At 76.9% G+C, this 12,309-nt stretch carries 11 protein-coding genes; all 11 read right to left on the bottom strand.

Features of this window, described 5'->3' with window-relative positions:
• Positions 1-20: 20 nt before the first annotated feature.
• Positions 21-1,529 carry a glutamine synthetase family protein gene (locus IH44_RS0114880; RefSeq protein WP_030460013.1) on the bottom strand — a complete coding sequence of 503 codons (1,509 nt, stop codon included), beginning with the start codon at positions 1,527-1,529 and terminating at the stop codon, positions 21-23.
• 46 nt (positions 1,530-1,575) lie between these two features.
• Positions 1,576-3,516, bottom strand: coding sequence for a hypothetical protein (locus tag IH44_RS0114875; protein WP_030460012.1), 1,941 nt, complete (start codon positions 3,514-3,516; stop codon positions 1,576-1,578).
• Positions 3,513-3,842, bottom strand: a complete 330-nt coding sequence (locus tag IH44_RS0114870; protein ID WP_198544992.1) for a 4Fe-4S dicluster domain-containing protein — start codon at positions 3,840-3,842, stop codon at positions 3,513-3,515. Before IH44_RS0114870 ends, IH44_RS0114875 begins: the two co-directional genes overlap by 4 nt.
• 190 nt (positions 3,843-4,032) lie before the next feature.
• A complete protein-coding gene (locus tag IH44_RS0114865; RefSeq protein ID WP_030460010.1) occupies positions 4,033-5,211 on the bottom strand; it encodes an FAD-dependent monooxygenase in 1,179 nt (392 codons plus the stop codon).
• A 71-nt stretch (positions 5,212-5,282) separates the two neighbouring features.
• On the bottom strand, positions 5,283-6,662 hold the full coding sequence (locus IH44_RS0114860; RefSeq protein ID WP_030460009.1) for a nucleotide pyrophosphatase/phosphodiesterase family protein: 1,380 nt from the start codon (positions 6,660-6,662) through the stop codon (positions 5,283-5,285).
• Positions 6,659-7,825 carry a metabolite traffic protein EboE gene (gene eboE / locus IH44_RS0114855; RefSeq protein WP_030460008.1) on the bottom strand — a complete coding sequence of 389 codons (1,167 nt, stop codon included), beginning with the start codon at positions 7,823-7,825 and terminating at the stop codon, positions 6,659-6,661. Before eboE ends, IH44_RS0114860 begins: the two co-directional genes overlap by 4 nt.
• Before the next feature lie 3 nt (positions 7,826-7,828).
• Positions 7,829-8,680 (bottom strand): TatD family hydrolase, encoded by an 852-nt coding sequence (locus tag IH44_RS0114850; RefSeq protein ID WP_030460007.1) that lies wholly within the window; start codon positions 8,678-8,680, stop codon positions 7,829-7,831.
• A gap of 11 nt (positions 8,681-8,691) precedes the next feature.
• Entirely contained in the window at positions 8,692-9,309 is a 618-nt protein-coding gene (locus IH44_RS0114845) for an EboA domain-containing protein (RefSeq protein WP_030460006.1), read from the bottom strand.
• Positions 9,306-10,148, bottom strand: a complete 843-nt coding sequence (locus IH44_RS0114840) for a sugar phosphate isomerase/epimerase (RefSeq protein ID WP_030460005.1) — start codon at positions 10,146-10,148, stop codon at positions 9,306-9,308. The genes IH44_RS0114845 and IH44_RS0114840 overlap by 4 nt, the downstream gene beginning before the upstream one ends.
• Positions 10,145-11,035 carry an SCO3242 family prenyltransferase gene (locus tag IH44_RS0114835; RefSeq protein WP_030460004.1) on the bottom strand — a complete coding sequence of 297 codons (891 nt, stop codon included), beginning with the start codon at positions 11,033-11,035 and terminating at the stop codon, positions 10,145-10,147. The genes IH44_RS0114840 and IH44_RS0114835 overlap by 4 nt, the downstream gene beginning before the upstream one ends.
• A complete protein-coding gene (locus IH44_RS0114830) occupies positions 11,032-12,168 on the bottom strand; it encodes an inositol-3-phosphate synthase (RefSeq protein ID WP_030460003.1) in 1,137 nt (378 codons plus the stop codon). Before IH44_RS0114830 ends, IH44_RS0114835 begins: the two co-directional genes overlap by 4 nt.
• Positions 12,169-12,309: the final 141 nt, after the last annotated feature.

Genomic DNA, 12,309 nt, shown 5'->3' with positions numbered 1-12,309 from the left:
TGTGGTGGAGTGACGGACGCTCAGAAGGCGGCGAAGTACTCGCGCTGCTCCCACTCGGTGACCTGCCCGGGCGCGGGGGCGGCCTGCCGGGCCCACGCCTCGTAGCGGTCGGCCTCGCTCGCCTTGAGCTTGGCCAGGCAGGCGGCCAGCGGCGCGCCCAGCAGCCGATCGGCCCGGCCGGCGGCGAAGGCGTCCAGCGCCTCGCGCAGCGACTGCGGCACGATGTCCGACCCGCCGCCGGGCTGCGCGTCGCCGGCCGGCTCGGGGGTGCCGTCGAGCCCCTCCAGGCCGGCGAACAGCTGGGCCGCGACGGCCAGGTACGGGTTGGCCGCGGGTTCGCCGATCCGGTTCTCCAGGTGCGCGCCGGCGCCGCTGCCGACCATCCGGAGCATCGCGGTGCGGTCCTCCAGGCTGAGCCCGACCCGGGTGGGCGACAGGGCGTGCTGCGCGGAGAGCCGGTGGTAGCCGTTGACGGTGGGGACGGAGAGCAGGAACAGCTCGCGCAGCCAGGACTGCAGGCCCTGGGCGTACGCCTTGCCCTCCGGCGACAGGCCCGCCGACAGCCCTTCGGCGCCGAACAGGTTGCGGCCGGTGGCGTCCTCCAGCACGGACTGGTTGAGGTGCCAGCCGCTGGGGTCGGCGCCCTCGATGCCGGGCAGCGACATGAACGAGGCGTGGTGGCCGCGGCGGGCGCACCACTGCTTGGTGAAGGTGCGGAACAGCAGCATCGCGTCGGCGGTGTCCAGCGCGGACATCGGGTCGAAGGTGGTCTCCACCTGCCCGGGGCCCATCTCGTGCTCCATCGAGCGCAGCGGCAGGCCGAGCGCGAGCAGGTCCAGGGCCAGCGGGTCGGTCAGCGGGGCCACCGTGTCGTAGGCGCTGTCCAGGTTGAACTGGTAGCCGGAGTTCATCGCCGCGACCCGGGGCGCCGGGCCCTGCCGGCCGAAGCCGTTGCCCGCGTTGCCCGGGTCGTCGTCGAGCCGCCGGCTGAGGTACCACTCGACCTCCAGGCCGAGCACCGGGCTCAGGCCCCGCTCCGCGTACCGGGCCAGCACCCGGTGCAGCACGCCGCGCGAGGACAGCGGGTGCGGGGTGCCGTCGCGCAGGTACTCGTCGCCGACCACCCAGGCGGTGACCGGCCCGTCGCCGCCGGGCAGCACCTGGAAGGTCAGCGGGTCGGGCACCAGGACGAAGTTGCCCAGGCCCGCGAGCTCCTCGACGCCCGTGCCGTGCTCGCCGCGGTAGTCCACCGCGGTGGTGCAGGCGGTGTCCTTGAGGAACGGGCCGGGGCTGTAGTTCATCCCGTTGCGCAGCACGCCGCGGAAGGTCCGGGCGGTCAGCGTCTTGGAGCGGGCGAGGCCGTGCGGGTCGCCGAAGGCGAGGCGGACGAAGTCGACCCCGTCGAGGGCGGCCTCGATCCGCTCGGCCGCGGCGGCCTGCGCCGCGTTCCACAGGCCGTGGCCGGCGACGAACGAGGCGGTCCCGACGCTGCCCTCGGCGGCGGGCGTCGACCATGACCTGGAGAACACGTGGCGTCCTTTCGGCGGGAGGGTGGGGACGGGCGCGGCCGGCGGCTCAGGCGACCCGCAGCCGCGGCCGTCCGGTGCCGGCCGCCTCGACCGGGGTGCCGGTGACGCTCCGCCAGTGCCACTCGGAGTCGAAGGAGGTGACCTCGGCCTGCTCGCCCTGCTCGGCGAGGGCCGCCGCCTGCGAGGTCGACCGGGCGATGAACCCGGAGACCTTGTGCACGGCGAGCATCTCCTGCTCGGTGAACGGCGTGCCGGCGCAGCGCAGCACCCGCATGTCCATGAACCCGTTGAACCGCCGGCCGAGCACCTCGACCGCGTGCGGGCTGCGGATGGTGAACCGGACCATGTTGTTGACGTGGCCGTGGTGGTGCTGGTCGGAGAAGTGCGCGATGTCGGGGATGACGGGGGGCACGAAGTGGTCGCGTCCCAGCACCGCGTCGGTCCGCGGCAGGTTGCCCGCGATGAAGTGCCAGGAGTTGTACTGCATCCGCGAGGACATCGCCCAGGCGGTGTCGGCGACCGAGGAGATCGAGCCGCCGAAGTGCCGGGCGGCGTCCGCGGAGGGCACCACGCAGCAGAAGAAGTCGGTGATGCCCCACTTGGTGATGCCGTCCCAGTCCTCCGCGCGCAGCGCGCGGACCAGGGCGGGCAGCGAGCGCAGGCCGCGGCTCATGGTGAAGTCCGCGTCCAGGGCGTCGGTGGTCGCGGCGACGGCCTCGTGGACGACCGCCTCCAGCCCGGTGCCGAACGCGCCGTGCGGGCGGGCCAGCCAGAGCGGGTCGGTGCCCGGCGCGGGGCGCAGCTCGTCCAGCGAGCCGCCGGTCAGCGGCAGCGCGCCCAGCAGCCGCTCGGTGATCTCCCGGTCCAGGGCGGTGGCCCGCTCGCCGTACGGGGCGGCGGCCTTCTCCACCTTGTGGATCAGGGCGCCGTGGATCTCCCGGTAGAGCTGGACGCTGCCGGCCACCTCGGGCCGGTGCGCGCCGAGCGCCTCGGCCAGCGCCATCAGGTCCTCGACGCCCTCGGAGGGGGCGGCGGGGATCCGTTCGGCGCCGAGCGCGCCGTTGTAGGTGCGGCGGGTGCGCTCCAGCAGCTGGCCGACGTTGTCCAGGGTCAGCTGGGAGCCGTTGGCCTCCTCGATCCGGCCGTAGCCGGCCGAGCGGATCAGCAGCGCGATGCCGACGATCATGATCGCGTCGTGGTCGGACCACAGCTGCAGCGGCATGCCGACCAGGCTGCTGAGGGCGCAGTCCGGGTGGCCGGGCCACAGGGTCTTGCCGGTGACGTTGTTGGTGTCCCGGAAGTTCGTGTACTGGTTGTCCTCGATGTACAGCATGAACGGGGCGGTGCGCTGGGCGGCCTCGGTCAGCTGGGCGAGCAGCGCGTCGCGGCCCTCCGGGCCCTGGCGCTCCAGCCAGCGGCGGCTGTCCGCGGCGGCGTCGGCGAAGCGCCGCTCGGCCGCGGCCAGTTCGCGCTGGAAGTCGGCCAGGTGCTGCTCGGTCCAGGCCAGCCGCAGCACGCCGGAGACCAGCTTGTGCTGCTTGGCCAGCGGCGGGCGGGAGGGGACCCGCACCACGACCCGGCCGCTGGTGGTCAGGCCCAGCTCGCCGAGGAACGCGCTGCGCCCGTCCGCGGCGGCGTCGGCGGCGGCGTCGTCGTCGGCCCCGGTGTGCTGCTCGGCCCGGCCCAGGCCCGCCACGATCCGCAGCGCGGCGGCGTCCGCCGAGCGCAGGCCGCCCAGCTGGACCTCGGCCGGGACCCGGCCGTCGAGGGTGAGCAGGACGTCGAGGGCCGCCCGGGTGTCGGCGGCCCGGCCGGCCTTGCGCCAGACCTCGGCGAGCAGGCCGGGGAAGCCGGCGTCCTCCTCGCGCACCCGGTCCGGCTTGACGGCGGCACCGGCCACGGTGCCCAGCCGGCTGGGGCGGCGGCTGAGGCGCTTGCGGGCGTTGGCACTGCGACGCGAGAGGTCGCGCGGCGCGGACTCGGTCATGCGGCACCTTCTGCGGTGAGTTCGATGTGGTTCCACATCGCGTCGTCGGTGGGCTTCCAGTCCTCGTCGACGTAGATGCAGTCGACGGGGCATTCCAGTACGCAGGAGGGGCAGCCCGAGCACAGCTCGGGAATGATCACGACGTCGAGGCCGCGGTCGAAGATGGCGCCGAACTCCTCCGGGCAGCTGCGCAGGCACGTGTCGCAGGTGATGCACTCGGAGATCTCGATGCGGCGCGGGGGTTTCTTCCAGTTGTCGGCGCGGCTGCGCGTGGCGATCCGCAGGTTCCGCCCGGACGCCGAGGCCGGGGAATCGCTGTTTTCCACGGGCATGAGAACCTTTCGACATCGTGTCGACCACTGCTCGAACGGACATCCTCAGACTCACGGAGTTCTCTCGACCGTCTCCGGAATTCCGATCGGAGGTTGCTGGAGAACGGCCCGCGCCGGACACGCGGAAACGGGGCGGCAGCGGCGCCCGGTGCGCCGCTGCCGCCCCGTCGGGGGCCGGGTCCCGCTACCTCGCCGCAGCCGGGGCGAGCTCCCGCTCCGCGTCGTGGCGCTGCACCCAGGCGATGTCCTGCACCATCGAGGACATCTCGCCCTCCCGGCGCCCGCCCAGGCGCTGCGAGCCGCCGCCCAGCGACTCCGCGCGCACCCGCGAGGTGTGCGCCAGGCGCAGCTCCTGGTAGCGGGCCAGCGCCCCGGCGACGCCCTCCGGGCCCTCGCCGCGGTCGGCCAGGCAGGAGGCCAGCACGACCGCGTCCTCGAACGCCTGGCTGGCGCCCTGCCCGTAGTGCGGCAGCATCGGGTGCGCCGCGTCTCCGAGCAGGGTGGTGCGGGCGGTGCTCCAGCGGGCCAGCGGCTCGCGGTCGAACAGCGACCAGTGGCCGGCCCCGGTGGCCGCGGCCAGCAGGCGGCGGACCGCCGGGTCCCAGTCGGCGAAGGCCGCCGCCAGGTCCGCCGGGTCGGCGGACCGGCTCCAGGAGTCCCCGGCGGTGCCGGTGTCCGGCACCACCGCGACGAAGGACATCTCCCGGCCGGCCCGCACCGGGCAGGCCAGCACCCGGGCGTCCGGGCCGGTCCAGATGTACATGTGCTCCGCGGAGAGGTCCGGCACCAGCTCGGCGGGCACCACGCCGCGGACGGCCGCGGTGCCCGCGAACACCGGGCGCTCGTCCCCGGCCAGCGCCCGGCGCACCATCGAGTGCACGCCGTCCGCGCCGACCAGCACGTCGGCCCGGCGGCTGGTGCCGTCGGCGAAGTCGATCCGCACCCCGTCCGCGTCCTCGGCGAAGCCGGTGCAGCGCAGGCCCAGGTGCACCGACCCGGCCGGCACCCGGTCGGCCAGGATCCGGTGCAGGTCGGCCCGGTGCAGGGTGTAGTGCGGGGCGCCGAACTCCGCCTCCCAGGCCGCGCCCATCGGCTGGGCCGCCACCGTCCGGCCGCTGTCCCACAGCCGCACCTGCAGGGTCTGCGGCCGCACCGCGACCTCCCGCAGCCGCCCGGCCAGGCCGAGGCGGTGCAGCAGCCGGCTCCCGTTGGGGGCCAGGTGCAGGCCCGCCCCGACCTCGGAGAGCACCGGCGCCTGCTCGTACACCTGGGGGTCGAACCCGGCCCGCCGCAGCGCCACCGCCGCCGCCAGGCCGCCGATGCCGGCCCCCGCCACCGCCACCCGCAGGGTGGATCCGTCCATCTGTCCGCTCCTCGTGCGTCGTGTGCGTCGTGTGTGTCGTGTCGTCCGGACCGGGGGCCGCGGCCCCCGGCTCACAGTCCGGCCAGCCGCAGCAGCAGCCGCTTCACCTCGGTGGCGTGCACCCGCCCGTCGAGCGCCCCGGGCTCGGAGCACAGCACCACCGGGCCGTCCTCGTCCCGCTCCGGCAGGCGCCCGTGGCTGCCCCGCACCGGGGCGGGGTCGAGCGGGACGACCGCCATCCGGTAGCGCAGGCCGGCCTTCTTGCGGGCCAGCGCCGCGGCGGCCCGCACCCGCACGTACGGGTCCTCGGGGTCCATGAACAGCTCGGCCGGGTCGTAGCCGGGCTTGCGGTGGATCTCGACCAGCCGCGCGAAGTCGGGGGCCCGGGCGTCGTCCAGCCAGTAGTAGTAGGTGAACCAGGCGTCCGGTTCGGCGACCGCCACCAGCTCGCCCGCCCGCGGGTGGTCCAGGCCGTGCTCCTTCTTGCCCCGCTCGTCGAGCAGCAGGTCGACGCCGGGCAGGCCGGCGAGCGCGGCCCGGGCCGCCTCCAGGTCCTCGGGGCGGCGGACGTAGACGTGCGCGACCTGGTGGTCGGCCACCGCGAACGCCCGGGAGGCCGCCGGGTCCAGGTACTCCATGCCGTCCTGGGTGTGCACCTCCAGCAGCCCGGCGCGGCGCAGCGCCCGGTTGACGTCGACCGGGCGGGTGGCCCGGGTGATGCCGTACTCGGACAGCACCACCACGCCGCGGCCCAGCGCGCGGGCCTCCTCCAGCAGCGGCGCCACCACCTCGTCGAGCTCGGCGGCGGCCCGGTGCGAGCGGGGGTCGTCGGGGCCGAAGCGCTGCAGGTCGTAGTCGAGGTGCGGCAGGTAGCAGAGCGTCAGGTCGGGGCGGCGGGTGCGCAGCACGTGCCCGGTGGCCTCGGCGATCCAGCGGCTGGAGGCCAGGCCCGCGCCCGGCCCCCAGTACTGGAACAGCGGGAACGGGCCGAACAGGCCGACCAGTTCGTCGTGCAGTTCGGCGGGCCGGGTGTAGCAGTCGGGCTCCTTGCGGCCGTCCGCGTAGTAGACCGGCCGGGGGGTGACGGTGAAGTCGGTGTCGGCGCCCATCGCGTACCACCAGCAGACGTTGGCGACGGTGTAGCCGGGGTGGGCGCGCCGGGCCTCGTCCCACAGCTTCTCGCCCTGCACCAGGGCGTTGTGCTGCCGCCACAGCAGCACCTCGCCGAGGTCGCGGAAGTACCAGCCGTTGCCGACGACGCCGTGCCCGGCCGGGGTGGCGCCGGTCAGGAAGGTGGCCTGGGCGGTGCAGGTCACGGCGGGCAGCACCGGGTCCAGCGGGGCGGTGGAGCCGGCCCGGGCGAAGGCGCTCAGGGCGGGCATGTGCGCGAGCAGGCCCGGGGTGAGGCCGACCACGTCCAGCACCAGCAGCGGGTTCGGGGCGGCGGTCACGGCGACTCCTTGAGTCCCAGGTCGACCAGCAGGTCGCGGGCGAGGGCGAGTTCGGCGGCGATGCCGTCGGCGAGTTCGGCGTCGGTGCGCGGGCGCAGGCCGGGCGGCAGCGCCTGCCAGGTGTAGGTCTCCACCTCCAGGTGCCGGGTGAGCGCCCGCTCGCCGCCGACCAGGCCGGCCAGCGCGCCTCGCAGCACCGGCAGGGTGGAGGCCAGCGGCCCGTCCGGCTCGGCGTGCAGCGGGACGTGCACGTGCACCCGCCACGGGGCGCCGTCCGGCAGCCGCCCGGCCAGGGCCTGGCCGAGGTCGTCGGTGCCGAGCAGCCCGCCGGGCCCGCGGGTGCGGGTCTGGTGCAGGAAGCGCGGCTCGGCGAACTCGGCGAGCGCGGCGCGGACCTCCGGCCGGTCGGGGTGCTCGGCGTGCAGCGCGGCGGACAGCTGCGCCTTGACCACCGGCACGCCGGCCGCGGCCAGCCGGCCGAGGGCGGCGGCCGGGTCCTCGAAGGAGGTGGCGAGGTGGCAGGTGTCCACGCAGATCCCGACCCGGGGCGAGCCGACCGCCTGCAGCGGGCCGACCGCGTCCGCGGTGGTCTCGACGGCGCAGCCGGGCTCCGGTTCGAGGCCGACCCGGATCGAGCGGCCGGTGCGCTCGGCGAGCTCGTCCAGCCGGTCGCCGAGCTCGGCCAGCGCGGCCCGGGCGGTCTCGGCGTCGGCGGCGCCGAAGGGCGCGCGCCAGGCCAGCGGCAGGGTGGAGACGGTGCCCTCGGTGACGTCCTCGGGCAGCAGCGCGGCCAGCAGCCGGGCCAGGTCCAGGGTGTAGGCCAGGCGCTGCGGGTGGGTCCAGTCGGGCCGGTAGACGCGGTACTTGACCACCTCGGCGCCGAAGCCGCGGTACGGGAAGCCGTTGAGGGTGACGACCTCCAGGCCGCGCCGGTCGAGTTCGGCGCGCAGCGCGTCCACCAGCCGCCGGTCGGCGGTGAGCGCGCGGGCGGCGTCCGCGGCCAGCCAGAGCCCGACGCCCAGCCGGTCCGCGCCCAGCCGCCGCCGCACCGGTTCGCAGTGCTCGCCCAGCTGGGCGAGCACGCCCTCGTAGGTCTCGGCGCGGTGCACGTTGGTGCAGTAGGCGAGGTGGACGGTGGAGCCGTCCGGGTGGGCGAAGCGCATCGGCTACTCGCCCCCGCGCAGCACCGAGTTGCCCTCGTGCAGGGCGCCCGCGGCGGCGGCCGGGCCGGCCTCCAGGCGGCCGCCGAGGCCGTAGAACTCCACCGGGTTGCGCCACAGCACCCGGTCGACGTCGTCGGCGGAGAACCCGGCGCGCAGCATCGCCTCGCCGGTGCGCACGGTCTTCAGCGGGTCGCTGCGGCCCCAGTCGGCGGCCGAGTTGACCAGCACCCGCTCGGGCCCGTACTCGGCGAGGATCGCCACCATGCGCCGCTCGTCCATCTTGGTGTCCGGGTAGACGGAGAAGCCGAGCCAGCAGCCGGCGTCCTTGGCCGCCTTGACGGTGGTCTCGTTGAGGTGGTCGAGCAGCACCCGCTCGGGGTCGAGGGCCGACTCGCGGACCACGTCGACGGTGCGGTGCAGGCCGGTGAGCTTGTCCCGGTGCGGGGTGTGCACCAGCGCGGGCAGGCCGTGGTCGGCGGCGAGCTGCAGCTGGGCGGCCAGCGCGTGGTCCTCGGCGGGCGTCATCGAGTCGTAGCCGATCTCGCCGACCGCGACCACGGAGTCCTTCACCAGGTAACGGGGCAGCTCCTGGAGGACCTCCGTGCAGCGCGGGTCGTTGGCCTCCTTCGGGTTGAGCGCCAGCGCGCAGTGGTGCGCGACGCCGAACTGGGCGGCCCGGAACGGCTCCCAGCCCAGCAGGGCGTCGAAGTAGTCGTAGAAGCTGGCGGGCGAGGTGCGCGGCTGGCCCAGCCAGAACGCGGGCTCGACGACGGCCAGCACGCCGGCGGCGCGCATCGCCTCGTAGTCGTCGGTGGTCCGGGAGGTCATGTGGATGTGGGGGTCGAAGATGCGCATGGGTGTTCTCCTCACACCTCGGTCAGGGCCAGGACGCGGCGGACGTCGTCGGGCACCGGCCGCCCGGCGGCGCTCCGCTCGGCCGCGTAGTCGGTGAGCATCCGGGCCAGTTCGCCGTCGCCCCGGGAGCGGTCGGCGAGGCCCGCGACGGCGGCCACCGGCACGCCGGTGAACAGGCACTTCAGCACGGCGTGCCGCCAGGCGTGCGCGGGCAGGTGGGCGGCCGCGAACGGGCCGACGGCGGCGGTCACCAGCGAGGTGTCGTTGGCCCGCAGCGCGTCCTCGACCAGCGCGAGCCCCTCGGCCGGGGCGAGGTCCAGGTCCGGCAGGGCGAGCAGGACGGCCCGCCGCTCGCCCGCCGACCCGTGCCGGTAGAGCCGGGCGGTGTCCGCCGGGCCGGGCCGGGCGGCGCGCAGCAGGGCGGTGCGGACGGCGTCCGCGGCGGCCGGGCCGCACCGGCGGCCGGCCTCGGCGAAGCGCGGCTCCCAGGCGGCGGCGGGGCCGCCCGGCCCGGCGGTCCGGTCCGCCCCGGCGGACGCCGCCCGGGCCAGCGCCTCGTCGAACCAGGCCAGCGCGGACGGCGGCAGCGCGTCGCGCAGGCCGTCCGGTGCGGTCGCGGTGGTGGTCATCGGATGCCTCCGTCTCGCAGGAACCTCAGGGAGCGCGCCGCCAGGTCCGGGCCGGCGTGGGAGTGCCGGGGCAGTTCGACGACCGTCAGCCCGCGGTGGCCGACGGCGTCCAGCGCCGCCAGCACCGGCGGGAAGTCGATCTCGCCCTCCCCGAACGGCAGGTGCTCGTGCACCCCGCGGCGCATGTCCTCGATCTGGACGTGCCGCAGCCACGGCGCGGCCGCCCGGACGCAGTCGGCCGGGGACCGCTCCTCCAGGCACTGGCAGTGCCCGACGTCGAGGGTCAGCCCGAGCTCCGGCGGGTCGCCGAGCGCGGTGCGCAGCCGGTGGAAGTCGGCGAGGGTCTCCACCAGCTGTCCCGGCTCCGGTTCGAGGGCGAGCGGGACGCCGGCCCGCCCGGCCGCCGCCAGCACCGGTTCGAGGGCCGCGGCCAGCCGCTGCCGCCCGGTGTCCGGGTCGGTGCCGGGCGGCAGGACGCCGCTGAAGCAGTGCACGGCGGTCGCGCCGAGCTCGGCGGCCACCCGCACGGCGGTGAGCAGCAGAGCGGTGCGGGCGGCCCGGGCGGCCGGGTCGGCGTCCAGCAGGGTCGGGCCGTGCTTGCGCCGCGGGTCGAGCACGTAGCGGGCGCCGGTCTCCACCGCGGCCCGCAGGCCGAGCCGCTCCAGCCGCCGGGCCAGCCGCCCGGTGCGGGCGGCCAGGTCGGGGGCCAGCGGGTCGAGGTGCATGTGGTCGAGGGTCAGTCCGACGCCGTCGTAGCCCAGGTCGGCGAGCAGCGCCAGCGCGTCGTCCAGGCGCAGGTCGGTCAGCCCGTTGGTGCCGTAACCCAGCAGCAGGCTCATGTCGGGCTGACCTTCCGGGCCAGCGCGCGGGCCAGCGGCACCGCGGCGGCGAGCGCCGCCGCGCTGCCCGCGGCCCCGGCCCGGGCGGCGAGCGCGGCCTGCAGCGGGATCATCGCCCGGATGCCGCCGCCCACCGCCCGCTGGGTGAGCTGCGGCGACGGGTTGAGCGCGGCGTGCAGCAGCGGCCGGGCCGCGGTGGCCGCGTAGCAGGCGGCGAACCCGGTCGGCACCAGCGCCAGGGCCCGGCGGGCCCCGGTCGCGGCCGCCGCCCGGCGCTCCGGCCGGCCGGCCAGCGCCCCGGCCGCGGCGGTCGCGGCGAGCGCCGCCAGCGGCGCGGCCGCCGAGCCGCCGGTGGTCTCCCGCCGGGAGACCGCGGTGACCGCCAGGGTGTGCCCGCCGAGCACGGCCGCCGGGCCGAGCGCGGCCCGCAGGCCGGCCGGGCGGGTGGCGGCGGCGCCCAGCAGCAGGTCCAGCGAGCGGGCCGCCGCCATCGCGGCCGGTCCGGCCGGGGTGTGCTTGAGCCCCAGGTCGTACGCCCAGACGGTGGCGGCCAGCGCGGCGGCGGTGGCCCCGGCGGCGCGGCCCGCGCAGCCGGCCAGGGCGACGCCGGCCGCGGTCAGCCCGGCGGCGGCGGCCAGCGCCGCGCCGGGGGCGATCCGGCCGGAGGGGATCGGCCGGGCGGGGCGCTCGGCGGCGTCCTCGGCGCGGTCCGCCCAGTCGTTGAGGGCCATGCCGGCCTGGTAGAGGCAGAGCGAGGAGCCGACCGCCAGCGCGGTGCCCCGGCCGGGGCGGGCCCCGGCGGCGGCGGCGCCGGCCAGCGCGTCGCCGGGGACGGTGCACAGGGCCGAGACCCGCAGCAGTTCCGCCCAGGCGCGGGCCCGGCTCACCGGGCCGCCCCGAGCGCGGCGGCGAAGTCGAGCAGGGCCGCGTACTGCTCGGCCAGCGCCGCCGGGCCGCCGTCCGGGTCCTTGAAGTAGAAGCCGAGCTGCGGCAGCGGGCCGGAGATCCCCACCTGGTGGGCGCGGGCCACCAGCCGGGCCAGGTCGAGCACCAGGGGGGCGGCGAGCGCCGAGTCGCAGCCCTGCCAGATGGTCTGCAGCACCATCCGGGTGCCGAGGAAGCCGTCGAAGGCGATGTGGTCCCAGGCGGTCTTCCAGTCGCCGAGGGCGGGCACGTCGTCGATCCGGACCTGCCCCTGCGGGACGGTGCCGAGGTTCTCCCGCAGCACCCGGGCCTTGCCGGTGTTCTTGGCCGCCGCGGCGGCCGGGTCGGCGAGCGCGGCGCCGTCGCCGCCGCCGAGCAGGTTGGCGCCCGACCAGGCCCGCACGTCCAGCGCCCGCTGGCGGAACATCGGCGCCAGGGCGGCGCGCAGCAGCGTCTGCCCGGTCTTGCCGTCCCGCCCGGCGTGCGGCAGGCCGGAGCGCTCGGCGTCCGCCCGCAGCGCCGGGTGGTGCAGGCCCGCGGACGGGGTGAAGTTGAGGTAGCCGCAGCCGGCCCGCAGCGCCGCCGCCGCGTACAGCGAACTGGCCGGCAGCCGGGGGGCGTCCGGGTCGGGCACCGGTTCGGTGGAGGCGACGTTGACCACCACCGCGCGGGCCAGGTCCTCGGTGCGGACGAAGTCGGCGAGGTCGGCGCGGAACGCCTCGATCAGCTCCTCGTCGCCGCGCGGGTCGCCGGGCAGCGGGCCGCCGGGCCGGATCCGGGCGTCGGCCGCGGCCAGCTCGCCCGCCACCGCGGCGGGCAGCCGGTGCGGCAGCACGCCCTGCTCGGCCAGCTCCTCGGCGCGCTTGAACAGCGGGGAGCCGTCCAGGTCGTGGCCGCCGAAGACCAGCGAGGACAGCGCGGGCAGCCCGGCCGCGGCGAACTCCGGGCCCTGGGTGAGCAGCCCGGTCGGCGGTTCGAGGCCGGCGGCCACCGCCGCGCAGCCCGCGACCGCCGTGGTGGCGACGGACCCCCGGGCGCCGATGAACCACACCCCCGTCCGGGGCTCGGACACGGACGTGGCGGCGTGATCGGTCATGGCGCTCTCCCCGGGACGGTCGGCACGCGGGCCGGACTCGTTCCCGGCCACCGCTTCCCGGAACGTAGCCCCGGTCCCGGCAGCACCGCCTGGGTCGCGCTCGAACGGCACTCGAACGGAGAGCGGGGCCGGACGGGGCCC

Origin of the sequence: Kitasatospora sp. NRRL B-11411 (assembly GCF_000721345.1) — a bacterium.
GTDB classification, from domain to species: domain Bacteria; phylum Actinomycetota; class Actinomycetes; order Streptomycetales; family Streptomycetaceae; genus Kitasatospora; species Kitasatospora cineracea.
This window is presented reverse-complemented; position numbering and strand designations above follow the sequence as displayed.

Bases quoted from the DNA above. Each gene is read 5' to 3' on its own strand.
- IH44_RS0114830 (WP_030460003.1), bottom strand. From the start codon at position 12,168: ATGACCGATCACGCCGCCACGTCCGTGTCCGAGCCCCGGACGGGGGTG.
- eboE (WP_030460008.1), bottom strand. From the start codon at position 7,825: ATGCGCTTCGCCCACCCGGACGGCTCCACCGTCCACCTCGCCTACTGC.
- IH44_RS0114840 (WP_030460005.1), bottom strand. From the start codon at position 10,148: ATGAGCCTGCTGCTGGGTTACGGCACCAACGGGCTGACCGACCTGCGC.
- IH44_RS0114845 (WP_030460006.1), bottom strand. From the start codon at position 9,309: ATGACCACCACCGCGACCGCACCGGACGGCCTGCGCGACGCGCTGCCG.
- IH44_RS0114865 (WP_030460010.1), bottom strand. From the start codon at position 5,211: ATGGACGGATCCACCCTGCGGGTGGCGGTGGCGGGGGCCGGCATCGGC.
- IH44_RS0114875 (WP_030460012.1), bottom strand. From the start codon at position 3,516: ATGACCGAGTCCGCGCCGCGCGACCTCTCGCGTCGCAGTGCCAACGCC.
- IH44_RS0114850 (WP_030460007.1), bottom strand. From the start codon at position 8,680: ATGCGCATCTTCGACCCCCACATCCACATGACCTCCCGGACCACCGAC.